This is a genomic window from Chryseobacterium piscicola (genome assembly GCF_900156685.1).
In the GTDB taxonomy this organism is placed as follows: domain Bacteria; phylum Bacteroidota; class Bacteroidia; order Flavobacteriales; family Weeksellaceae; genus Chryseobacterium; species Chryseobacterium piscicola.
Genome location: NZ_FTOJ01000003.1, coordinates 204,653 through 227,759 on the forward strand (window position 1 = coordinate 204,653; position 23,107 = coordinate 227,759).

The 23,107-nt window shown below is 32.6% G+C and carries 21 protein-coding genes; 13 read left to right on the top strand and 8 right to left on the bottom strand.

Annotation, left to right across the window (positions count from 1 at the left end):
- The first annotated feature begins 51 nt into the window (after positions 1-51).
- Both BW939_RS06955 and BW939_RS06960 read left to right on the top strand, forming a co-directional pair.
- The gene (locus BW939_RS06955) at positions 52-510 is read left to right on the top strand and encodes a lipocalin family protein (protein WP_076451164.1); all 459 of its coding nucleotides are present in this window, start codon (positions 52-54) and stop codon (positions 508-510) included.
- Between the two features lie 67 nt (positions 511-577).
- Complete coding sequence (locus BW939_RS06960) at positions 578-1,234, top strand: GDSL-type esterase/lipase family protein (protein WP_076451166.1); 657 nt, start codon at positions 578-580, stop codon at positions 1,232-1,234.
- 196 nt (positions 1,235-1,430) lie between these two features.
- On the opposite strand, the gene BW939_RS06965 is transcribed toward BW939_RS06960, so the two are convergent.
- From BW939_RS06965 to pyrH, 5 genes are all read right to left on the bottom strand, one after another.
- Positions 1,431-2,783 carry a DEAD/DEAH box helicase gene (locus BW939_RS06965; protein ID WP_076451168.1) on the bottom strand — a complete coding sequence of 451 codons (1,353 nt, stop codon included), beginning with the start codon at positions 2,781-2,783 and terminating at the stop codon, positions 1,431-1,433.
- 218 nt (positions 2,784-3,001) lie between these two features.
- Entirely contained in the window at positions 3,002-4,645 is a 1,644-nt protein-coding gene (locus BW939_RS06970; protein WP_076451170.1) for an ABC1 kinase family protein, read from the bottom strand.
- Between the two features lie 190 nt (positions 4,646-4,835).
- Positions 4,836-6,338 (bottom strand): carbon-nitrogen hydrolase family protein, encoded by a 1,503-nt coding sequence (locus tag BW939_RS06975; RefSeq protein WP_076451173.1) that lies wholly within the window; start codon positions 6,336-6,338, stop codon positions 4,836-4,838.
- Positions 6,339-6,926: 588 nt separating this feature from the next.
- Complete coding sequence (gene frr / locus BW939_RS06980; protein ID WP_076451175.1) at positions 6,927-7,481, bottom strand: ribosome recycling factor; 555 nt, start codon at positions 7,479-7,481, stop codon at positions 6,927-6,929.
- Between the two features lie 141 nt (positions 7,482-7,622).
- Positions 7,623-8,330: a UMP kinase gene (pyrH, locus tag BW939_RS06985; RefSeq protein ID WP_076451406.1), complete on the bottom strand. Its 708-nt coding sequence runs from the start codon at positions 8,328-8,330 to the stop codon at positions 7,623-7,625.
- Between the two features lie 313 nt (positions 8,331-8,643).
- Here pyrH and porQ point away from each other — a divergent pair, with 313 nt between their 5' ends.
- From porQ to BW939_RS07010, 5 genes are all read left to right on the top strand, one after another.
- Positions 8,644-9,636, top strand: a complete 993-nt coding sequence (gene porQ, locus BW939_RS06990) for a type IX secretion system protein PorQ (RefSeq protein ID WP_076451177.1) — start codon at positions 8,644-8,646, stop codon at positions 9,634-9,636.
- Between the two features lie 80 nt (positions 9,637-9,716).
- Complete coding sequence (cmk, locus tag BW939_RS06995; protein ID WP_076451179.1) at positions 9,717-10,391, top strand: (d)CMP kinase; 675 nt, start codon at positions 9,717-9,719, stop codon at positions 10,389-10,391.
- A gap of 94 nt (positions 10,392-10,485) precedes the next feature.
- The gene (locus BW939_RS07000; protein ID WP_076451181.1) at positions 10,486-10,830 is read left to right on the top strand and encodes a YtxH domain-containing protein; all 345 of its coding nucleotides are present in this window, start codon (positions 10,486-10,488) and stop codon (positions 10,828-10,830) included.
- A 79-nt stretch (positions 10,831-10,909) separates the two neighbouring features.
- A complete protein-coding gene (locus tag BW939_RS07005; protein WP_076451182.1) occupies positions 10,910-11,218 on the top strand; it encodes a phage holin family protein in 309 nt (102 codons plus the stop codon).
- A 4-nt stretch (positions 11,219-11,222) separates the two neighbouring features.
- Entirely contained in the window at positions 11,223-11,720 is a 498-nt protein-coding gene (locus tag BW939_RS07010; protein WP_076451184.1) for a phosphoribosyl-ATP pyrophosphatase, read from the top strand.
- Positions 11,721-11,811: 91 nt separating this feature from the next.
- Here the strand turns inward: BW939_RS07010 and BW939_RS07015 are convergent, their stop codons facing one another.
- Entirely contained in the window at positions 11,812-12,537 is a 726-nt protein-coding gene (locus BW939_RS07015; protein ID WP_076451186.1) for a TrmH family RNA methyltransferase, read from the bottom strand.
- On the opposite strand from BW939_RS07015, the gene tamL reads away from it, so the two are divergent.
- Positions 12,523-15,120 carry a translocation and assembly module lipoprotein TamL gene (gene tamL, locus BW939_RS07020; protein ID WP_076451188.1) on the top strand — a complete coding sequence of 866 codons (2,598 nt, stop codon included), beginning with the start codon at positions 12,523-12,525 and terminating at the stop codon, positions 15,118-15,120. The two genes, BW939_RS07015 and tamL, sit on opposite strands and share 15 nt — an antisense overlap.
- 4 nt (positions 15,121-15,124) lie before the next feature.
- Here tamL and BW939_RS07025 read toward each other — a convergent pair whose 3' ends face one another.
- Positions 15,125-15,742 carry a SanA/YdcF family protein gene (locus BW939_RS07025; RefSeq protein ID WP_076451190.1) on the bottom strand — a complete coding sequence of 206 codons (618 nt, stop codon included), beginning with the start codon at positions 15,740-15,742 and terminating at the stop codon, positions 15,125-15,127.
- Entirely contained in the window at positions 15,739-16,863 is a 1,125-nt protein-coding gene (locus tag BW939_RS07030; protein ID WP_076451192.1) for a 2Fe-2S iron-sulfur cluster-binding protein, read from the bottom strand. The genes BW939_RS07025 and BW939_RS07030 overlap by 4 nt, the downstream gene beginning before the upstream one ends.
- A gap of 30 nt (positions 16,864-16,893) precedes the next feature.
- Between BW939_RS07030 and BW939_RS07035 the strand changes: the two genes are divergently transcribed.
- The 5 genes from BW939_RS07035 to BW939_RS07060 all read left to right on the top strand — a co-directional run bounded on the left by BW939_RS07035 (position 16,894) and on the right by BW939_RS07060 (position 22,800).
- Positions 16,894-17,448, top strand: coding sequence for a TlpA family protein disulfide reductase (locus BW939_RS07035; protein WP_076451408.1), 555 nt, complete (start codon positions 16,894-16,896; stop codon positions 17,446-17,448).
- A 15-nt stretch (positions 17,449-17,463) separates the two neighbouring features.
- Complete coding sequence (locus BW939_RS07040) at positions 17,464-18,435, top strand: FecCD family ABC transporter permease (protein WP_076451194.1); 972 nt, start codon at positions 17,464-17,466, stop codon at positions 18,433-18,435.
- A 366-nt stretch (positions 18,436-18,801) separates the two neighbouring features.
- A complete protein-coding gene (locus BW939_RS07050) occupies positions 18,802-19,725 on the top strand; it encodes an ABC transporter ATP-binding protein (protein WP_076451197.1) in 924 nt (307 codons plus the stop codon).
- A gap of 167 nt (positions 19,726-19,892) precedes the next feature.
- The gene (locus BW939_RS07055) at positions 19,893-20,342 is read left to right on the top strand and encodes a MarR family winged helix-turn-helix transcriptional regulator (RefSeq protein WP_076451199.1); all 450 of its coding nucleotides are present in this window, start codon (positions 19,893-19,895) and stop codon (positions 20,340-20,342) included.
- A gap of 64 nt (positions 20,343-20,406) precedes the next feature.
- Positions 20,407-22,800 carry a 3-hydroxyacyl-CoA dehydrogenase/enoyl-CoA hydratase family protein gene (locus BW939_RS07060; RefSeq protein WP_076451201.1) on the top strand — a complete coding sequence of 798 codons (2,394 nt, stop codon included), beginning with the start codon at positions 20,407-20,409 and terminating at the stop codon, positions 22,798-22,800.
- The last annotated feature ends 307 nt before the right edge of the window (positions 22,801-23,107 follow it).

Here is a 23,107-nt window from a genome sequence, read left to right on the forward strand (position 1 = left end):
ACAAATATTTCAAATTTATTTATATTTTAGCATATTCTTAAAATTGTGAAAATGAAAAAACACCTACTTTTATTTGCCTTTTCTGTATTAGCACTGAATTCTTGTAAAGAAGACGACGTTTTTGGATATGAATTAGATATGCTAAAAGGTAATTGGAAGACAGAAAAAACCGAAATCATATCGGGAGCAGATAATACAACAGTATTAAATACTGATATACCCAATTTTTGCAGTTCAAAAAGTATAACTGCTTTCAGCATAGATTTATCTACAAGCTATCAATCTTACTCAGGATCTGGTACTACTTGTGCAATGACCTATACAAAAGGAACCTATACCTATAATGCGGAAACAAAAGAAATGATAATTAGCTACGAAAAAGACACACCTCGACCTTATGAAGTTGTAATATTAAGCAGTTCTGAGCTTAGATTAAAGCAAAAAACAGGTAACATTGATATCAACGGAGATCAAAAAATTGATGTTTCTTACATCACCTTTAAAAGATAAATACAAAACTCCCGAAAAGTCGGGAGTTTTTTTTATTACCTTTAGCTGAATTATAATTCAGATATTTATGAAGAAGATTTTTTCAGTATTTCTTTTGCTGACTTTAGCCGTGGTTTTCGCTCAGGAAAAACAGCCCATGTTCTGGGAAGATATTCAAAGTTTTAAAAAATTAGACCAGCAAACTGCACCACCTAAAAATTCTATACTTCTTATCGGAAGTTCTTCATTTACAAAATGGGTTGATGTAAATGATTATTTTCTTGGAAAAACTATTATAAACAGAGGTTTTGGAGGTTCCAGACTTATTGATCTTAATTTTTATTCTGAAGATTTACTATCTCCTTATCAGCCAAAACAAATTATCATCTATTGTGGTGAAAATGATTTTTCAGACAGTCCTAAACTTGATGCAGAAGTGGTAGTCGATAGATTTAAATCTTTTTACAAAAAAATTCGCAAAAAATATCCCAATATAGAAGTTGATTATATCTCAATAAAATATTCTCCGAGCAGGGAAAATCTTTGGCCACAAATGAAAGAAGCCAATAAACAAATTGCAAAATTCATGTTAAAAGAAAAAAATGCTGAGTTTATAGATATCACCAAAGTAATGAATGATCAAAACGGAAAAACCAGAAAAGAACTTTTCGTAGAAGACTTGCTTCACATGACGCCGGAAGGCTACAGACTTTGGACTTTGGTAATGACTCCTTACATGAAATAAATGTTGTAAGTAAGGGAATTGAAACTGTAACTTACGCATAAATTATGATGCAGTATTGGGCGAAAATATAGAAATTGTTGGCCTTACTCAAATAGAATTGAAGTTCACAAGTTAAAGATGACGGAGTAAAATGATAATGTAATTTTCGTGATGACGAAATAAAAAAAACACTTCCGATTGGAAGTGTTTTTTTATACTATTTTTTACGTTTCGATTTAGAAATTGCTTTTTGTTGAGCTCTATTGGCTCCGAATTTTTTTGGAGTTTTTCTTTTCGTTGGTCCGCCCCAGTTTTCTTTCTTGTTCTTATCTTTTTTCTCGTGAAAAGCACCGCCGCCTTCAAATAATTTTCCGTGTGCCGGATTTTTCATCACGATTAAATCTTCTTCAGATGCTATTTTCTTTGGATTAATTTTCACCTCTTCAGGGAAATCGATGTAGGCCAATTCTTTATCCATCAAAAATTCGATTTCTAAAGCAGATTCTTCTTCACTTTTAGCCACAAATGTGATGGCAATACCATCTTTATCTGCTCTACCGGTTCTACCGATTCTGTGAATATATTGTTCTGGAACTTCAGGAGTTTCAAAATTGATAACATGAGTAATATTTGAAATATCAAGACCTCTGGCCATAACATCTGTGGTGATTAAACCTCTAATTTCTTCATTCTCAAAGCGTTTCATGGCTTTAAGTCTGTAGTTTTGGGATTTATTAGAGTGAATAACATCAAACTGCTCCGGAAAAAGCTCGTTAATTTGAGTGAAAAGTAAGTCAGAATGCTTCTTATTATTAGCAAAAATCAACACTTTAGACATTTCTTCTTTGCTTTTCAACAAATGCTCAAGCAAATTGATTTTGGTATTGAAATTTTCAACTTTATAGGCAGTCTGCTCAATTTTCTCAAGCGGAGTTCCAGATTTTGCCAATGAAATTTCAATGGGACCTGCAAAATACTGCTCCAACATTTCGTCAACAGCTTCTGTCATCGTTGCAGAAAAAAGAATATTCTGTCTTTTATCACGCATCATTTCGAAAATATGCGTCAACTGCGGTCTGAAACCTAGATTCAACATTTCGTCGAATTCATCAATAATCAGTTTTTGAACATCTTTCAGAGAGATAGCATTGTCAATAGACAAATCCATTATTCTACCAGGAGTTCCTACTAAAATATCACACCCGTTATTAAACAATAGTTTTTGTGTGTTGATATTTTTCCCACCATATATTCCGATTACTCTTGCAGTAAGATTTTCTGTCAGTTTCTCTATGATTTCGGTAACTTGAACCACCAATTCTCTTGTAGGAACCAAAACGACAATGGTAGGATTTCCATTTTTATTGTATTTCCAAGTTTTTAAAACCGGCAACAAATACGCTAAAGTTTTTCCCGTTCCCGTCTGTGCAATTCCCATCACATCTCTTCCCGAAAGAATCGGGCCGATACTTTTTTCCTGAATTGGAGTGGGCTCAAATAAATTTAAATCTGCTAAAACATCAAGAACCTTCACTGGAAGGTCAAAGTCTGCAAAAGTGAGTTTTTCCATTTTGCAAAGATAGGGAATTAATTGGATTGGTTTTTATGGTTGGAAGATTGATGTTGAATACCACTAAAATTCAATGTAGATAAGTAGGGAATTATCCAAACCGTTGTTCTCCAGAAGGAATCTAAATGGTAATCTGAAATTTTGTATAGATTGTTTCAGAAGTAGTAAATTAAATATTTATTTTCCTGAATTTGTAAAAATCTGCATGATTTTCAAAATTACTTCCTCATAATTCTCAACAAAAGAATGATTACCAATAAAACTGAAAAACAAAATCCAAGAACAGCAATCAAAGACATTTCCCCAATTCTCGGCCCCGATTCTGAAACAAAAACAATTGCCGTTGCAATAATATTTGCTCCTAAAATCATTGCCAAAATTAAATTGATGATGCTTGATTTGATAAGATTATTGGTCTTTTCAATATTTTTAATTTCACTTGAAATGGTAAATTTATTATCATCCAACTTTTGTAAAACAGAGCGAAGTTCTTTAGGAATTTCATCCACATTGTCTGTGAAAGCCATGATTTTATCCATCCCAGATTTCAAGATTTTCTTTGGACTTATCTTTCTGGCCAAGATTTTTTTAGTGTATGGATGAAGGCTTTTTACAATATCCAAGTCAGGATTAATGGTTCTTCCTACACCTTCTATCAAACCAATTCCTTTGAATAAAAGATAAAAATAATCTGGCATATACAGCTGGTTATCTTTTAAAACATCTTTCATCTTATTAAGAATGATATTGGGGTCTATATCTTTCAGTGAAGTGCTGTGAACGAAATTTATAACTTCATCAACATCGTTTTCAAACCTTCTTTCGTCTGGAATTTCGTAGCTGACTGCCATCTTTTTCAGGTAACGGACAATTTTAGGAGAATTTTTTGCGACAAAAGCCACAATTAAACTTTCTAAAATCTCCTTGTCATTCGGTTGTATTTTTCCTACAGCACCGAAATCTATGAAGACAACTTTTCCGTCTTTTTTCACCAAAATATTTCCGGCGTGTGGATCAGCATGGAAAAAACCGTAATCTAAAATCTGTGATACGAAAAGCCTTAAACCTACTTCGGAAACTACTATAGGATTGATATTATGCTTTAAAAGTTCTTCTTTATCTGTCACTTTAATTCCGGCAATAAATTCCATGCAAAGAATATTATTGTTGGAGAATTCGTCATAAATAATCGGAACATAAGTTTCTTTATTGTTTTTAAAATTTAAAGCAAATTGTTTGATGTTATTTCTTTCGTTAACCAGTGAAACTTCTTCTAGTAAAGACTTTTCGAAAGTTGCAACCGCTTGTTTTAAATTTAATTTTGAGCCAATTTCAGAATACGTAGAAATGAGTTTTACCAAATCTTTGATGAGCAGCAAATCATCTTCAATTACACTGAGAACATCAGGTTTTTTGATTTTTAAAATGACTTCTTCTCCCGTCGTTAAAGTAGCTTTGTATACCTGTGCAATAGAGGCTGTTGCTAAAGGCTTATGAATAATATCTGCAAAATGTTCTTTAACAACAATATTAAATTCATTTTCAAGAATTTCTTCAACGTTCATTTCTACCACTTCTACTCTATCCTGAAGCTTCTGCAACTCTTTAATGAGTTCCGGAGGAAGCAAATCTTCACGGTTGCTGAATGTTTGTCCGAGCTTCACAAAAGTGGGACCGAGTTCTTCTAAAACAAGCCTAATTCTTTCGTATACGGTTCCTTTGGAAATAATTTCTTCAAACTGTGCAGAGTTTTCCTCCGATTTTTTGCCCATTCTGGCGATGATGTCTTTGAAGCCATATTTGCTTAAAACGGATATTAGGCGGGCAGATCTTTTCAGCTTTCGCTGCTGTTTGTCGAACATAATTTTGAGTATGAATTGAATTAAAAAGTAAGTTCAAAAATTATTCCTACTAGAAATTAATTTAAGTAAAGAATGCTTTTTATAACTAAAAAAAAACATTTCTTAAAGCTAAATTTATAGATTGTATTTAAATGTTACTTTATTTTAAAATAGAGCCTGCTTTAGAGATAAATTATTTTCAACTGAATTTTTATTTCAAATAAATTTCATAGAGATCAGTTCTGCGGTCTTTCAAAATTTGAACAGATCCGTTGTGGTGAAGGTCTTTCAAGAGATTTAAATCTACATCTACAATCAGTGTCATTTCGGTGTTTGGAGTAGCTTCACCCTTTACAGCATTCGATGGGAAAGCGAAATCTGAGGGTGTAAAAACAGCGGCCTGCCCAAACTGAATATCCATATTATTCACTCCCGGAAGATTTCCTACGCAACCAGCAATGGCAACGTAACATTCGTTTTCAATGGCTCTTGCAGCGGCACAATGGCGAACTCTCATGTAGGCATTCTGAGTGTCTGTAAGATAAGGCACAAATAGAATTTTCATGCCTTGATCGGCTAAAATCCTTGGTAATTCAGGAAACTCTACATCATAGCATATAACAAGACCAATTTTTCCACAATCGGTATCAAATGATCTTATTTCGCTTCCACCTTTCATTCCGTAATATTTTTTTTCATTCGGGGTGATATGAATTTTTCTGTATTCATCAATTTTGCCGTCACGATGCATTAGATATGAGATGTTATACAAATCGTTATCGTCGTAGTAAGGCATACTTCCGGATATGATATTTACATTGTAACTGATGGCAAGTTCAGAAATTTTCGTTCTGATGTCTTCTGTTAGTTTTGCTAGCTCTATCATGCTGTCTCTTTCAGATAGATGGTTGAAAGGAGCCAATAAAGGCGTGTTGAATAATTCTGGAAAAAGCACAAAATCTGCTTTGTAGTCTCCCATTACATTGACGAAAAATTCAACTTGTTCATAAAAAGCGTCAATATCTTTAAATTGCCTCATCTGCCATTGCACCAAACCAAGACGGATAACGCTGTCCTGCATTGTGTTGGGTTTTTTGCTGTAATAAATGTTGTTCCATTGCAAAAGAACAGCGTTTTCTTTAGATGATTCATCTTCAAGAAGATATTTTTTAAGAACTTTTATTGGTAGAAAATTATTAGACAATTGAAAAGAAAGTACTGGATCGTAGATTTCTTTATCTCTTACTTTTCTAATATAGTCTCTTGCAGATAACTCATCACTGTACTTGTGATAATGAGGAATTCTTCCTCCCAGAACAATCGCTCTTAGATTAAGCTGTTCACAAAGCTCTTTTCTGAGATCGTATAATCTTCGTCCTAATCTTAGTTCACGATACTCGGGATCTACAAAAACTTCGATTCCGTAAAGTACATTTCCGGAATTTGTGTGGGTGCTGAAAGTATAATTTCCTGTAATATCTTTATAGGTATGATCGTCGCCAAAATCATCATAATCAACGATGATTGACAGTGCAACTGCAGCCAATTTTCCGTCTACAGTGATGCAGATTTGTCCTTGCGGAAATATTTTTGTGAGTTTTTCTATGCTTTTTTTTGGCCATATATATTCAGACATTGTGGGATACGCTCTTTTCATCGTACCTACCAATTCGTCGTGATCGTCTACACTTAGATTTCTTGCGTCTATTTGCATTTATTTTCTTTTAAAATTAATTCTTTTACAATTTAAAACTTTGTTTTGAGCCTTTATTTAAACAAGATTTAAACCAGACTGTATCGTTTTTGTATTGATAATGTAAAGTATGAAAAATATCTAGATAATGCTCACTTTCTTTCTTGTTTTTTATTGTTTAAAAGATAAAATGTTATTTCAATCTAAAAAAAATAAAAATTTCGGTAAAACCATAAATTCTAAGATTATTATAGAAGTTTTTCAATTTTTTCAAAAGAGGATATTAAAGAATATACTTAAATTCAAAATGAGATAGAAAAAATGAATTAATAGATAATATGAAAAACCGAAATTATAGTTTTTGCATGTTGAAGTGATTAATATTGCGAAAAAGAATTACATCAAAAATTCTAATTCTAGGGAAATACCAGATTTATAAAAAAATCAAATCAAAATAGTATCTTTCTAAGTTTGCTGATCTGCTCTTAGAATTGAAGAAGTTTGCTGAGCATAAAAGTGATATAACCAATCTTAAAATTGTCTTTAAAACAAAAAAAAGAGACCTCCAAATTGGAAAATCTCTTTTATATTTAAATGAATTAATGAAGATTAAACCTTCATAATTTCAGCTTCTTTATTTTTAAGGTGTTCATCACAGATTTTGGAGAACTTGTCGGTTAGTTCTTGTACGCTGCCTTCAGAATCTTTAATAATATCTTCAGAAACACCTTCTAACTTCTTAAGTTCTTTAATACCATTTTGTCTTGCATTTCTGATTACAATTTTGGTATCCTCAGTTTCACCTTTAGCTTGTTTTGCAAGCTCTTTTCTTCTTTCCTCCGTCAATGGCGGAACATTCAGAATGATATTTTCACCATTATTAGAAGGCGCAAAACCTAAATTTGAATTGATAATTGCTTTTTCAATAGCATTGATGGCAGTTCTGTCCCAAGGCTGAATAGCTATCGTCATCGCATCTGGCACAGAAACATTGGCAACTTGATTAAGTGGCGTGGGCGCACCGTAATATTCTACCATTACATCTTGCACCATAGACGTAGAAGCACGTCCTGCTCTAATTCTTTGAAATGCATGATCCAAATGCTTTACTGCCGCGTCCATGTCATGTTTTACAGATTCTAATATAAGATCTAATTCTTCCATTATATATTTAAAATTTGAAAAGTTACACATTTTTAATGAGTGATAAGTGTTGGGTAATGAGTAATGTATAATCAGTAATAAACTTCTTTACTTTCATTTAATTATCCCTACTTGGCTCTTTTTTACTTTTTTCTTTGGTTTCTACAAATTAACCAATGTTCCTACATTTTCTCCCTCCACAATTTTAAGAAGATTTCCTTCTTTATTCATGTCAAAAACTATGATTGGAAGCTTATTTTCGTGGCTTAGTGTAAAGGCAGTCATATCCATTACTTTTAGGTCTTTTTCAAAAACTTCTTCAAACGTCAAGGAGTTGTATTTTACAGCATTTGAATTTTTCTCAGGATCACTGTCGTATATTCCGTCTACTCTTGTCCCTTTTAAAATGACATCGGCATCAATTTCTATTGCTCTTAAAGTGGCTGCTGTATCTGTTGTGAAATAAGGATTTCCTGTTCCTGCTCCGAAGATTACAACTCTTCCTTTTTCAAGGTGCCTTACCGCTCTTCTTTTGATGAAAGGTTCAGCAACTTTATCCATCTCAATTGCAGACTGAAGTCTTGTTTTTATTCCTGCATCTTCTAAAGCGCCTTGCAATGCCATACCGTTAATCACAGTAGCAAGCATTCCCATATAATCACCTTGTACTCTATCCATTCCTTTTGCAGCACCTGCTACGCCACGGAAAATATTTCCTCCTCCTATTACAATTGCCATCTCACAACCTTTCTCAACTACTTTTTTTATCTCTGCAGCATATTCCTGAAGTCTTTCTGTGTCAATACCGTATTGCTTATCTCCCATTAGGGCTTCACCACTCAATTTTAGAAGGATTCTTTTATATTTCATGTTTTTTAATAATAATTTTAAAACATTAATTTTTTTGAAAATTAACACTGCAAATATAAACATTAATAGCAATTATTTTTTAGAAATTTTCATGCTTCAAAAGTTTTAATTTTAGATTGAATTATAATGATATTTAAGAAAAAAACTTTGAAAATTAAATCAAATAAGCTTCATTTAATTTTCGAAAAAAAAGTAAAAAAACGATACATTAATCTTAAACTTCAATATATTTAACAAATAATAGCGTAAATACTTAAACAAATATTTTGATAAGTACTAAAAAGGATTATTTTTGCATTAATTATATAATGAATTGAAGAAAGTTTTATTTTTCCCTCTCGTGCTCGCAGGTTTTGTTTCGTTTGCACAAAACGGAATGAATGTATATCCTTTCTTAAACATTCCAGTGTCTGCCAGACAAGCAGCTTTGGGTGGTGATGCGATATCTGTAAGAGATCAAGATGTGTCGTTTGCAATTGCCAATCCTTCTTTGTTAAATAAAGATTCTGATATGCAACTTGCTATAAATGCGACCGCCTACCTAGCAGATTCAAAATACGGAACCGTTGCTTTTGCAAAAGATATGGATAATGGTCATTTTTTGACTGCTAATGCAAGATACCTAAGCTACGGAAATATCCCAAGAACTGACGAAAGCGGTTTCGAAATGGGGGAATTCTCCGCTTCTGATGTTGCCGTAGGTGCAGGATATGCTTACCAATTTGAGGAAAACTGGACGATAGGTGGAGGTTTAAATTTCATCACTTCAAAGATAGATACTTACTCATCTTCTGCGATTTCAGGAACTGGTGGTATTACCTATCATCACAAAAAAAATAAAGAAACGGCTTCTTTGGTTTTTAGAAATTTCGGATATCAGTTTAAATCATTTAACGGAGTAAGAGAAAATTTACCTTTCAGAATTGATCTTGGGTACACAAGAATTGTTCCTAACTTTCCTCTAGCTGTAACGATTACAGTACATGACCTTCAGCAGTTTGACATCTCCTCAGAACTTAACGCCAACGGGCAAGAAGTGAATATCGGGAGAAAAATTGCGGATCACTTTTCTCTGGGTGCCGAACTTTTCCCAGAAAGAAGCTTCAATATCCGTTTAGGGTACAATGTCAGAAGAGGAAGCGAACTTACTGTAACAGATCAAAGAAGTTTTTCGGGTCTTTCCGGAGGTTTTGGAATTAAACTTTCAAGATTTCGTTTAGATTATGCTCATATCAGATATCATAATTCTGCCAACGTCAATCAACTCGGTGTTTCTGTTGATCTCACAAGTCGTAGTGGAGAATGAAATCTATTTAAGATTTAAGAAAATGATATTTACCGTACTCATTTTTTGATTTTTTAATAATATTCTTGAAATTTGCATTTATGAAAAAACCGGTAATTGCCATTGATGGATTTTCTTCTACAGGGAAAAGTTCAATATCTAAAATAATTGCTCAAAAACTTAATCTTGTACATTTAGACACAGGCGCATTATATAGAGGTGTAACTTGGTTTGCGCTTCAGAATTGCTGCAAAGAAGACGGAACAGTTGATGTAAATAATTTATTCAAAAACTTTGATCATATTCATCTTGAATTTAAAAGTATTGAAAACGAAATGGTTCTCTTCCTGAATGAAATCAATATTACCAAAGAAATAAGAAGCAATGAAGTGTCTGAAAATGTAAGTAACGTTGCAAAACAGCCAGAAGTGCGCTACTTTTTGCTTGGCTACCAAAGAAAACTAGCAGAAAAAGGCGGAATCATTATGGATGGAAGAGACATCGGAACTGTGGTTTTACCAAATGCAGACTTCAAATTTTTTCTTACTGCAAGCCTAGAAGAGCGTACAAGAAGAAGATATCAGGAACTTTTGGGTCTTGGTATTGCGACTGATGAAAAGCAGGTGGCAGAAAATTTAGCAGAAAGAGACCGTATAGATAGCGAAAGAGAGGTAGCACCACTTAGGCAGGCAGACGATGCAATTGTTATTGATAATACTGAGATGACAAAGAAAGAAACTATCGAGGCAATATTGAACTATGTGAACAACTTTTAACAGTTTTTATAATTCATTTCAATTGATTGGTATATTAATTGCAAACTTTAAAAACATTAAACCGAATATATTAACCATTTAAAAAAAACAAAAAATGTCTAAAAAAGGAAATACAGCAGGAATTTTAGCAGGATTATTAGCAGGAGCCGCAGCTGGCGTGGTTTTAGGAATGCTTTATGCACCTGAAGAAGGTAAAGAAACAAGAAAAAAAATCAAAACTAAAGCTGATGATCTTAAAGATCAAGCAAAAAATAAATACGGCGAAGTTTCTGACAAAATGAAAGAGCAATATGACAATATTTCTTCCACTTTCAAAGATACTGCCAATAATGTTGCAAATACTGTAAAAGATGGTTATGATAAGTACAAAGATCAAATCGTATCTAAAACTACTGATGTAGTAAAAGATGTAGAAGCGGGTCTAAATGACTTAAAATAACGTACTTTTTACATTAAAATAGTTAAAGGAACTTTCATTTAAAAGTTCCTTTTTTTGTAACTTTCAAAAAACAAAAATAATGGTAGAAACTCTAAAAGAATATGCAACCAAAAGGCTAGATCTTATCAAGATACAGGCTACCGAAAAGACCTCAATTTCTGCAGGAATTATTGCCTTTTTAATTATCTTTCTTATAGCTTTTGCTTTTTTTATTATACTATTTAATTTTGGCCTTGCTTTTTTAATTGGTAATGCATTAAATAATACTTCGTACGGTTTTCTGATTGTTGCGGCGTTTTATATCGTCGTGATGATTGTTGTCGTTATTTTTAAGAAAAAAATTGTAAATTTAATTGCCAATAAAGTAGTGCAATTTATAAACCATTAAGCTCATGAGTGTAAATTACAATAGTCTTGAAGAACTAAAAAGAAAAAAGAAACTTTTGCAAGCAGAAGTAAATGACCTTGAGGCAATTCTTACATTTAAAAATGCCAAAGAAAGCTTGAGTGCATTTACCAATGGTTTTACAGATCAGTATCTAAAAGAAAAAACAGATGAAGATGGTGAAGAAGTGACGGTTTTACGAAAAGACGTAATTGCCAAACAGGTTTCTTCTGAATTCAAGAATATGATTTTTAATAAAAATACTGCCATTGGTATAGCAAATAGTGCTTTCAAAGGAGATGCTATTGAAGGATTGATTAAGTTGGGAACCACTGCATTGGTTGCCAACTATGCCAAAAAAAATTTGAAAAGCAGCAATTGGAAGAAAAAAGCTATTGGTGTTGCAATGATTTATCTTGCGCCTGTAGCTCTAAAATTTTTGAGAGGAAAACTAGAAGCTTATCAAAAAACAAAAAGTGTATCTAGCATGGAACAGCTGATTTGATGTTTCATTAGATTATATTGACAGCTGAAATTAAGAAAAAATGAAAATTTAATCCTTAATTTCAGCTTTTTTTTAAGACAAAAACTCTTATTTATTTCGAGAATAATTGTCCAAGAATAATTCCGGCCGCCATAGAAACATTCAAGCTTTCTGTAGATTGAGATGTTCCAAATCTTGGGATGCAAACGCTTTCTGAAAGATATTTTTCGGTTTCTGGGCGCATTCCGTTGCCCTCATTTCCTAAAATTAGATTCAGTTTTTCTGGTTTTTTAAATGTATATATATTTTCTCCTGCCATATCAGTTCCAATATTCTGGTTTTGAGTATTGGCTAAATATTCCGGAAGATTTGTATAAACAATATTTACTCTGGTAAAAGAACCCATGGTAGCCTGAATTACTTTTGGATTATAAAAATCTACAGTATCTTCACTACAAATAATTTGCTCAATACCAAACCAATCCGCCAAGCGGATAATTGTTCCAAGATTACCAGGGTCTTGTATTCCATCTAAAATAATTTGAAAATCTTTCTCCTGAAATTCATTTTTTTCTGATAGGTAACATACGGCCACAGAATCTTTTGGATGCTGCAGGAAACTGATTTTTTTTAATTCACTTTCGGTAACCGATATGCCAGAAATACCTTTTAACATTAATTTTTCTGGATCAGTAGAAAATATTTCTTTAATTTTATAGTTAGAATGCGGAAGTTCGGAAATGATTTTGTTGCCTTCAACCAAAAACAAATTGTATTTTTGCCTGAACTTCTTTTTATCAAGAGACTGTAAAACTTTTATTGTATGAGCTGTAAGCATTATAAGAAATCTCCTCAAAAGTATTATAAAATTCTTTCATTTGCAACATTTATTATTTTGCATTATGCCTGCAGCACAACCAAAAAGGTACCAGATGGGCAATATCTTCTTACACGTAATAATTTTGAATTTGAAGATTCAAAACAGCCTTTCGATGATGAGCTCAAAGACTATGTGCAGCAAAAACCCAACAAAAAGCAATTGCTATTTCTTCCACTTGGTCTCTGGTTTTATAATGCTGCAGACCCAAAATACGATACGGTTTTTACTGAATATATGAGCTATCCAGGTGAAATGAGAAATCAAAAACTCAGAGATTCTCTTTTTACTAAATACAATATGCAAAGCAGTGTTGGAAAAAGCCTTTTTTTAGACAGGCTTTATCATAATTGGGGAACTGCTCCAGTGATTTTTGATGAAACTAAAACAGAAAAAAGTGCAGAATCTATCGAAAAAAGACTTACATACAGAGGCTTTTGGGATGGAGAAGTAAAAGCCAGCGATAAAAAAGATTCGGCTAATAAAAAAGCAACTGTAAATTATACTGTAAAACACAATAGCCCTACAATCATCAAAGATTATTATTACAATATTCCTGATTTGGCAATTAAATTACATTTCAAAGATAATATATCTAAATCTGCTATTAAAAAAGGCGATATTTTAGATCAGACCAATCTTGAGAAAGAAGTTTCTAGGCTAAACGAAATCATGAGAAGCCGTGGCTATTATAGATTCAATAATGCCAATAATGAAATATTCTTTGTTGCTGATTCCTTAAAAAACAGAAAAGAAATCCCTCTGACTCTAGAGATACACAAAGATTCCGTAGATACACGTTACAAAGTAGCAACCATAGGAAATATTGATGTTGCCGTAGTAAATAATATTTCAGATTATTATGAAAAGCGTACAACAAAAGATAGTCTTCGTAGAATAAATTTTCATAAAGTTGATAATAAATACAAAAGCCAAGCTTTGTGGCGTGCTGTAATTGAAGACAATAAATCGGTTTATGACCAGCAAAAGCTTAATCTTACCAAAAGAAATTTTCTTGCGATGAACAACTTTAGCATTCTAAAAGCTGAAGACGATTATAGAAAAAATGAAGGTGGAGTGAAAAGCGATAGTATTATTGATCTTTTATACATTTTAAAACCACTAGACAAATACGAACTAAAATTGGGAACAGATGTTAATTATTCCCAACTTTTAAACTTGGGTATTTCCCCGTCAATTGATCTTACAACGAGAAATCTTTTTGGAGGAGCAGAAAACCTTTCTACAAGTCTTTCAGGAACTTTTGGGAGAATTGTAAATCCACGAGACATCAGCAAAAGAATCGGTGCTTATGAAATCTCAGCACAAGCATCACTTCAGTTTCCCAGATTACTTTTGCCATTTTCTTACTATAAACTAATTCCTAAAAGATATACCCCTACTTCATCCATTGTTTTAGGAACTTCGGTACAAAACAATATCGGCTTGGGTAGAGTCAATTTTAATACAGGATTAAACTATTTTGCGAATGTTAATGATAAAGTTTCGCACAGACTTACTTTGTTCAATACACAATTTAGTTTAACCAAAAATAAAGATAGCTATTACGATTTCTTTGTTGGAGATGACAACATTCGAAAAGCGGCATTTAATGATTATTTTGCCTATAATCCGCAATTGGGTCAGCAATTCACATCAGGAGAGATTTCTAGAGATCAGGTTTCTCAGATGATTATTGAAGATCAAAAATACGTTTTAACTCTAGATAAAGAGAAAGCAGATCGTCTTTTAGCTTTTAGCGGAACTTTGGTAAACAAAGACAGGCAAACACAAGATGTTTTAATATCTTCGCTAGTTTACAATTTTGTGTATAACGAAATTGGTAAAAAAGATTATCCCAATGCTTTCTATTTCAACGGTAAAGTAGAATTAGCAGGAAATATTCCAAATATTTTTAATCAGAAAAGAGATGATGGTGGAATTGTCTCAAGTCCTCAAAAAACTATTTTCGGGATACCTTACGCACAATTTGTAAAGTTTGATTTTGATATTAGAAAATATTATAAATTTAACGGAAATCAAACACTTGCACTTAGGCAATTCATTGGAATAGGAATTCCTTACGGAAACTCTTCTACAATGCCTTTTGTAAGATCCTATTTTAACGGAGGATCAAACGACATCAGAGCATGGGTGGCTTTCGGAGGGTTAGGTCCTGCAGATTCTCAGATTGACAACCGTGTAAGAACTTATTTGATGGGTAATATTAAGCTAACTACTAATATAGAGTATCGTATGCCTTTCAACGACATGTATGAAGGAGCCTTATTTACCGACATCGGAAACATCTGGAACATAGAAGACAGTGGGTTTGATGATCAGTTTAAGTTTAATAAATTTATTCGTCAAATGGGTGTAGGAAGTGGTTTCGGATTAAGGGTAAACGTTGCATATATTACTTTGAGACTAGATTTTGCATACAAAATATATGACCCAAATAGACCAGATGCTGAAAGATGGAGATTAAAATATTTCCAACCGTTGAAACCCACAATGAATATCGCATTTGGGTATCCATTTTAATAATTTAATCCCGAGAAATTCCTAAAGTAAAATAAACTACGGCAACCACTCTTGCCAAAATTTCTCTGGATTGATTTCTATAAAAACTTTCTGGTTTATTAACATCTTGGGCATCAAAACCCAAAGCATTCATAGAGTTATTTCTCGCAAAAAACAATGCTCTAAGATTGTGAAACCCTTGCGAAACAATGATTACATTTTTCTTTTTATAAGTGTTTTTGCAGCGGAGAATACTTTTGTAAGTATTAAAACCTTTCGGGTCTTCTACAATAATGTGCTCGGGAACACCTTCTTGATAAATAAGGTAATTTTTCATGGCAGCAGGTTCGTCGTAACCTTTGCTTTTTTCGCCACTTACAATTATTGTTTTTATTTTTCCATGATGATAAAGCAAAGCTGCAGCATCCATTCTTTTCGTAAAATAAGGATTTGAAATACCAGACCTCATTCTTGGAGATGTTCCCAATACGAGAGCCACTTCTCGGGGAGGTATTTTTGATATCTTGGTGTATGTTCTTCCGTTGGTAAGCCCAAAAACCCAGGCATTGCAAATACACATCAAAAGAATTACAACTTCTGATGACAGAAAAATAAATTTAAATATGTTTTTAATGATTTTCAATTGAAATCAAAATTAAGCTTTATTTTCTTAGTTTTAGCAATAGACATGCAAGCTAAAATTTTTCCCTGCAATTCTTCTTTTTCTGTTAAATATTCATTTTCTAAAAGCTCAACTTCCCCTTCTTCCAAAAAGCACTCACAGCTTCCACAAATTCCTGATTTACAAGAATAAGGAACTTTAAATTTTTGAATTAAAAGCTGCTGTAAAATTTTCTCACTGTTACTAGGAAGTTCTGCATTGAATGTTTCATTATTGATTTTAAATTCCACCTGAACATTTTCAATTAAAGAAAAATCTTTCTCAATAGGATAAATATCTTCATTAAATTCTTCAAAAAGCTCAAAATGAATATTTTTCTTTGGAATCCCGTGATAATAACAAGCATTTGCCAAAGTTTTTATCATCTCTCCCTTTCCACAAATTAAAACTTCATCTACCGAATCCCAAATTGTAGATTCTTCATCGGTATCATCTAAGTGTAAAATTTGATTAATAATTAAATTTAATTTTTTTTCATCAAGTCTTCCTAAGAAAAAAGGATTGTAATTTTTTTCTTCAGAAAAAAAGTAAAAAATTTGTAATCTATCTCCATAAAACCGCGTAATTTGATCTAGTTCTTCACGGTAAGCCAGATTTTCAAAATTTTTGTTCCCATAGAAAAGAAAAAGACGGGCTCTGGGCTCATTGTGAAGGATATTTTTGAAATGACTTAAAATTGGGGTAATTCCTATTCCTGCTGCAAAACCTACAATCGTTCTGAATTCACTTGGTTTTGAACCTAAAGTAAATCTTCCTGATGGTTTACTCACAAACAACAAGTCGCCTTCATTAAAATTTTTGTAAAGTTTTGAAGCGCTGCTGTTTCCAGAATTCATTTTGATTCCTAAAGTTATTTTTTTTTCAAAAGGAGCTGAAGTTATTGAATAATCATTAATAAATTCTGCACCATCTACTTCAAAAAAAACACTTACAAACTGTCCTGAATCAAATGAAAAAAAAGACATACAATCCACCGGAATTTCAAATTCTAGAGAGAAAGTATTTTTGGTCAGGTCTCGCTTTTTAGCTATTTTTAACGGATGAAATTCCGTAGGTTTTCCTTTGTGAATTTGCTGTTTCATAAGTTCATCTCAAAAATAAATAAAAAAAATATGAAGACAATCATTTTGTCCGCATTTGTTTTATGTGCATTATCAGCCTGTAAAAAGCAGACCACAAATACAGAAAATAATTCTGAAACTAAAGATACGGTTTCAAATATAGTACAAAAACCAGTAGCAAAACCTCTACCAATAGTTAGTGCAGCAAATACTGCAGATTTTTTAGGAAAGAAAAATGATACGCTTTATGTTACCAATTTTTTTGCAACATGGTGTGGGCCGTGTGTGGAAGAAATTCCACATTTTAAAAAGAAAATAGAAGAACTAAAAGATCAACCTGTAAAAATTACTTTTGTAAGCTTGGATCAGAAAGAAATTTGGGATTCTAAAGTTCCAATTTTCGCTCAAGAACAAGGAATTGAAAATCATACAGTTTTATTGGATGCTCAGCTTCTGGATGCTAATTTTTTTAACTCTAATTTTAAAGAATGGACTGGCGGTGAAATTCCCTTTACCTTCATGAGAAAAGGCGATACTACTGAAGAAACCTTAGGAAATATAAGCGAAAAGCAACTGACCGAAAAGATAGCCAAGCTTTTAAAATAAATTTTTAGATTAGAAATGCCGAAAAACTTCAAAATCTTGTGTTCAATTTTAATTTTAGCAATCGCAATTGTTTCAATAATAAATCTGAATACAGGATTTTTAAATTTAAATTTCAATGATTTTTTTAGTAATTCAACCAATAGTCAAATTGCAGAAATTCGCGTAAATCGTGTTTTAGCAATGATTTTGGCGGGTATTTCAATTCCAAGCTCGGGATTCTTGATGCAGGAGTATTTTCAAAACCCGCTTGCCGGACCAGACATTTTAGGAATTACGTCAGTAGCGAGTCTATCCGTAGCGTTTTATATTTTTTTTTCAAACAGTATTTTACTACCAGAATTTTTGCAAAATAGTTTTTTAAGTCTATCTTCAATTATTGGGAGTTTAGTTTTGATGCTTGTTTTGCTGTCTATATCAAATAAATTTCAAGATAAATCATATTTAATAATTTTTGGATTTTTAGTTTCAGCTTTTGCGGGAGCTATTGTTTCTCTGCTTCAGTTTTATGCAGAAAATCAAAGTTTAAAAAACTATATTTTATGGTCATTTGGAGCTAATAATATGGTTTCTAAAAATCAAATTATTGTATTGTCTATTTTGGTTGTAATTGGATTGTTTTTTTGTTTTAAAACCATCAAACCTTTAATAGGAAATTCGTTTGGAAGTTCATATGCCAAAAGTTTAGGAGTAAATTTAAATCATCTGAAGCTGCTGATTATACTAACTTCTTCCCTACTTTCAGCTTCTATCACTGCTTTTTTAGGCCCTATTTTATTTATAGGAATTATTGTTCCCCATTTTTGTAGGTTAATTTACAATCCTGCAAAATTATGGCAACAATGGATTTTAAATATGTTTTTAGGAATGTTAATCATGTTGCTATTTTCGATTGCAGCTGAAAAAAGTCAAATTCCTTTAAATGTGATCAGCTCAATTTTTGGAATTCCTGTAATTTTGATGATGCTTTTGAAGCAGAATAGAGTTTAAAAGTAAAAATGTTAGTTTGGTAGCAATTCCTTAAAATAAAATACTATAATTGTGATAATTCAGGAATCATAAACTATGAATATCAAAATAACACAAAAACAATTAATTATTACAAACATCATTTTGTTTGTAATAAGTCTCGTTTTTCTAGAATATTCTAAGATTTTTAGGATAAGCCAAGAAAAGCATTGGATCTATTCATTTGGTCATAATTGGTGGTTTATAATTAGTATTCCTTTTGCTTTTTGGGGATCTCTTATTTTAGGTAGTTATAGCTTATTGAAACTCAAACAAAATAAATTTTTATATTTTATATTTAGTATTATACCGCTCCTATTATTTATCATTTTTATTTCTATATAAAATATGCACCTACAAATCAACCAAGCCTACATTGGCTATGACACAGCCTTAATTTCAAATGCAAACGCCTCTCTGAACTTAGGTGAAGTTTGCCTCTTAATTGGAAATAATGGTGTAGGAAAAACTACTTTAATAAAATCCATACTTCATCAAAATCCTTTATTAAATGGAGAAATTTTAATTGATCAAAAAAATATACAAGACTTATCCGTAAAAGAAATTGCAAAAAAGATTGCGATTGTCTTTTCTAAAGCTGTCATTCCACAAAATTATACGGTAGAAGACTTAATTTCTTTGGGAAAATACATTTACTATCCCTATTATTTTGAGCTTAAACAAGAAGACAGAAATGAGGTTTCGTATATAATAGACGAACTGAATTTGAATCAATACAAAAACACACCGCTCAAAAATCTATCAGACGGAAATCTACAGAAAGCTTTCATTGGTCGTGCTTTAACACAGAATTCACCAATTATTGTTTTAGATGAACCAACAACACATTTAGATGAAAAAAATAAAATTATTATTCTAAAGACTCTTAGAAAACTCTCTAAAGAACAAAATAAGCTTATTCTTTTTTCTTCTCATGACTGGCGTTTAGCAAAGGAGTTTGCAGACAAAATTTGGTATATAAAAAATCAACAATTATTCTCTGGAATTGTTGAAGATGTTCTTCTTCAACATGATGAATTAACCAATGCTTCTCTTTTCCAAGTTAATGAAAACTTTGTGGCTCCCTCAATAAACTCTCCACAAATTCACAAAGAAATGTTGTATTCTTTACTTCAAAAAAACTTTCAAAGAGATTTATCATCGTTTGTTTTTAGCTTTAATGGATTAAATTGGGAGATTTCACACGATAAAAAAGTATACCAATGTGAATCTTTTGAAAAAATAGTCAAATTAATCACAAACCTTCATTAAATCAAAGTTTTAATTATTTATTTCACATACTATGCATGCATAGTATTATGCTAATCATACATTTTAATCATTTATAAATCAGGATGTTAACAAATTTTAACATTCAATAATACTATGCATGCATAATATTTACTACATTTGATAAAACCGTTTAGGAAAAAAATAAGATGGATAATAATAAAGACAAAACAGAAAACGTTGATCTCATTTTGAAGCAGACCTGGTTGGCTGTCTCTAAAATGTATACGGAACTTGCGCAAGAACATGATTCTACGGCAGTACAAGCTTTAACTTTATTAAAAATTGACCCAAAAGAAGGTACAAGAAGCACCAATTTAGGTCCTAAAATGGCAATTGAGCCTACTTCTCTCACAAGGATTATTAAACTCCTTGAAGACAACGGATATATTTACAAAGAAAAAACGACTACTGATAAAAGAGAAGTAATCATCAAGCTTACCGACAAGGGATTGAGCTCAAGAAATATGTCGAAAGAAGTTGTTGTCAATTTTAATAAAAAAGTGATGGAAAAAATTGCTCCAGATAAGCTAGAAACCTTTAAAGAAGTAATGACCGAAATTATGAAAATAGCCAACGATTTAAATAACAGAAAATAATTACTTTCCTAAATGTAGGAAACAAATAATTTCATCAAACAATCAAAAGAAATAATAGTAATATATGAAAAGAAGAATCAAACACGTTACAGTTTTAGGTTCAGGAATCATGGGAAGCGGTATTGCTGCACACTTTGCCAACATAGGCGTGCAGGTTTCTCTTCTAGACATTGTTCCGTTTGAATTGAACGAATCCGAACAGAAAAAAGGTTTGACCAAAGATGACAAAGCCGTTCGAAACAGAATTGCTTCTGAAAACTTTGAAAAACTGAAAAAATCAAGTCCGGCACTACTCTATTCTCCAAAATTTGCGGAGCGTATTAAAGTAGGAAACTTTGATGATGATTTAAAGAAAATAAAAGACACCGACTGGATTATTGAGGTTGTTGTTGAAAGATTGGATATTAAAAAATCAGTTTATGAAAAAATAGAACAATTCAGAAAACCTGGAACTTTAGTTTCATCTAATACTTCAGGAATCCCCATCAATATGTTGGTGGAAGGAAGAAGCGATGATTTCAAAAAATACTTTGCAGGAACTCACTTTTTCAATCCCGTAAGATATCTTCCGCTTTTGGAAGTGATACCAACCAAAGAGACTGATCCAGAAATTGCCGAATTCTACATGAATTATGGTGCTAAATTCTTAGGAAAAACTACGGTTTTAGCTAAAGATACACCTGCGTTTATTGCCAACAGAATTGGAGTTTTCTCGATGATGGATTTGCTTCACAATGTTCAGAAATTAGGTTTAAATGTTTCTGATGTTGATAAATTAACAGGTCCTGTTATCGGTAGACCAAAATCTGCAACCTTCAGAACAGCCGATGTTGTTGGTCTAGATACTTTGGTAATGGTTGCCAATGGCGTTCGTAACAGCGGTGCTGAAGCGAATGATTTCAACAATGTTTTCGCTCTTCCTGATTATATTCAGAAAATGGTTGATAACAAATGGTTGGGATCAAAAACTGAACAAGGTTTCTATAAAAAAGTAAAAGCTGCCGATGGAAAATCTGAAATTCACGGTTTAAATCTTGATACTTTAGAATACGAACTTCAAGGAAAATCTTCTTTCCCGACTTTAGAATTAACTAAAAATATTGATAAACCAATTGACAGATTCAAAGTTTTGATTGGTGGAAAAGATAAAGCTGGTGAGCTTTACAGAAAATCTTTGGGAGCATTATTCGCTTACGTTTCTCATAAAGTTCCTGAAATTTCTGATGAAGTTTACAAAATCGATGATGCGATGAGAGCAGGTTTCGGTTGGGAAAACGGACCTTTCGAAATTTGGGATGCAGTTGGCGTTCAAAAAGGAATCGAATTGGCGAAAGAAGCCGGTTATGAAGTTTCTGATTGGGTTAAAAATGTAGAATCTTTTTACAAAGTAAATGAAGACGGACAAAGTATTTTCTTCGATAAAAATTCAGGAAACTATAATAATATTCCGGGGCAAGAATCATTTATTATTTTAGATAATATCAGAAAAAACAAAACGCTTTGGAGTAATTCAGGTTCTTCCATTGAAGATTTGGGTGATGGAATTATCAATTTCGAGATTCGTTCTAAAATGAATTCTCTTGGAGGTGAAGTTCTCGATGGATTAAACAGAGCGATTGATTTAGCCGAAAAAGAATATGATGGTTTAGTTATTGGAAATCAAGGTGCAAATTTCTCTGTCGGAGCCAATTTAGCGATGATTTTAATGATGGCAATCGAACAAGATTGGGATGATTTGAATATGGCGATTGCGTATTTCCAAAAGTCGATGATGAGAGTTCGTTACTCTTCAATTCCTGTCGTGGTTGCTCCTCACGGAATGACTCTCGGTGGCGGTTGCGAAATGACAATGCACGCAGACAGAGTGGTTGCAGCAGCAGAAACCTATATAGGATTGGTTGAGACAGGAGTCGGCGTAATTCCTGGAGGTGGTGGAACGAAAGAATTTGCCTTAAGAACTTCTAGAGAATTCCACAGCGATGATGTGAAAAACAACCGTCTCCGTGAAGCTTTCATGAACATTGCAATGGGTAAAGTAGCAACTTCAGCCTACGAAGCTTACGACATGGGAATTCTGGAAAAAGGAAAAGATGTTGTTGTAGTTGATAAAAAACGTCAGATTATGACCGCAAAAATGATGGCTAAAAGTTTGGCAGAGCATGGTTACACACAACCAATCGAACAAACCGTAAAAGTTCTCGGAAAAGATGCGCTCGGCATGTTCTATGTGGGAACTGATCAGATGTTAACAGGGAATTTCATTTCTAAACACGATAAATTAATTGCTGATAAATTAGCCAATGTTTTGGTAGGCGGAAATCTTTCTGAACCAACCGTTGTGACCGAACAATATTTATTAAATCTTGAAAGAGAAACATTCCTTCAGCTTTGTGGTGAAAGAAAAACTTTGGAAAGAATCCAGTTTATGTTACAGAAAGGAAAACCGTTGAGAAATTAAGCGAAGCTCCGTAGGAGCGACCTGTTAATAGCAGAATGATTTGGAAATCACAATCAAGCCTCCTAGAGGCGACCTGTTAATAGAATTATATGCGGATTTTTAATCCAGCTCCATAGGAGCGACCTGTTAATAGCAGAATGATTAGGAAATCACAATCAAGCCTCCTAGAGGCGACCTGTTAATAGAATGTTGAATCAATTTTAATTTTAGCTCCATAGGAGCGACCTGTTAATAGCAGAATGATTTGGAAATCACAATCAAGCCTCCTAGAGGCGACCTGTTAATAGAATGTTGAACCAATTTTAAT

What these genes read in the sequence shown, in the direction of transcription:
- BW939_RS07060 (WP_076451201.1), top strand. Translation starts at nt 20,407, where the DNA reads ATGAAAAGAAGAATCAAACACGTTACAGTTTTAGGTTCAGGAATCATG.
- tamL (WP_076451188.1), top strand. Translation starts at nt 12,523, where the DNA reads ATGAGCTGTAAGCATTATAAGAAATCTCCTCAAAAGTATTATAAAATT.
- BW939_RS06975 (WP_076451173.1), bottom strand. Translation starts at nt 6,338, where the DNA reads ATGCAAATAGACGCAAGAAATCTAAGTGTAGACGATCACGACGAATTG.
- frr (WP_076451175.1), bottom strand. Translation starts at nt 7,481, where the DNA reads ATGGAAGAATTAGATCTTATATTAGAATCTGTAAAACATGACATGGAC.
- BW939_RS07030 (WP_076451192.1), bottom strand. Translation starts at nt 16,863, where the DNA reads ATGAAACAGCAAATTCACAAAGGAAAACCTACGGAATTTCATCCGTTA.
- BW939_RS07035 (WP_076451408.1), top strand. Translation starts at nt 16,894, where the DNA reads ATGAAGACAATCATTTTGTCCGCATTTGTTTTATGTGCATTATCAGCC.
- BW939_RS06960 (WP_076451166.1), top strand. Translation starts at nt 578, where the DNA reads ATGAAGAAGATTTTTTCAGTATTTCTTTTGCTGACTTTAGCCGTGGTT.
- BW939_RS07010 (WP_076451184.1), top strand. Translation starts at nt 11,223, where the DNA reads ATGAGTGTAAATTACAATAGTCTTGAAGAACTAAAAAGAAAAAAGAAA.
- cmk (WP_076451179.1), top strand. Translation starts at nt 9,717, where the DNA reads ATGAAAAAACCGGTAATTGCCATTGATGGATTTTCTTCTACAGGGAAA.
- BW939_RS07055 (WP_076451199.1), top strand. Translation starts at nt 19,893, where the DNA reads ATGGATAATAATAAAGACAAAACAGAAAACGTTGATCTCATTTTGAAG.
- pyrH (WP_076451406.1), bottom strand. Translation starts at nt 8,330, where the DNA reads ATGAAATATAAAAGAATCCTTCTAAAATTGAGTGGTGAAGCCCTAATG.
- BW939_RS07000 (WP_076451181.1), top strand. Translation starts at nt 10,486, where the DNA reads ATGTCTAAAAAAGGAAATACAGCAGGAATTTTAGCAGGATTATTAGCA.
- BW939_RS06965 (WP_076451168.1), bottom strand. Translation starts at nt 2,783, where the DNA reads ATGGAAAAACTCACTTTTGCAGACTTTGACCTTCCAGTGAAGGTTCTT.
- BW939_RS07040 (WP_076451194.1), top strand. Translation starts at nt 17,464, where the DNA reads ATGCCGAAAAACTTCAAAATCTTGTGTTCAATTTTAATTTTAGCAATC.
- BW939_RS07005 (WP_076451182.1), top strand. Translation starts at nt 10,910, where the DNA reads ATGGTAGAAACTCTAAAAGAATATGCAACCAAAAGGCTAGATCTTATC.
- BW939_RS07015 (WP_076451186.1), bottom strand. Translation starts at nt 12,537, where the DNA reads ATGCTTACAGCTCATACAATAAAAGTTTTACAGTCTCTTGATAAAAAG.
- BW939_RS06970 (WP_076451170.1), bottom strand. Translation starts at nt 4,645, where the DNA reads ATGTTCGACAAACAGCAGCGAAAGCTGAAAAGATCTGCCCGCCTAATA.
- BW939_RS06955 (WP_076451164.1), top strand. Translation starts at nt 52, where the DNA reads ATGAAAAAACACCTACTTTTATTTGCCTTTTCTGTATTAGCACTGAAT.
- BW939_RS07050 (WP_076451197.1), top strand. Translation starts at nt 18,802, where the DNA reads ATGCACCTACAAATCAACCAAGCCTACATTGGCTATGACACAGCCTTA.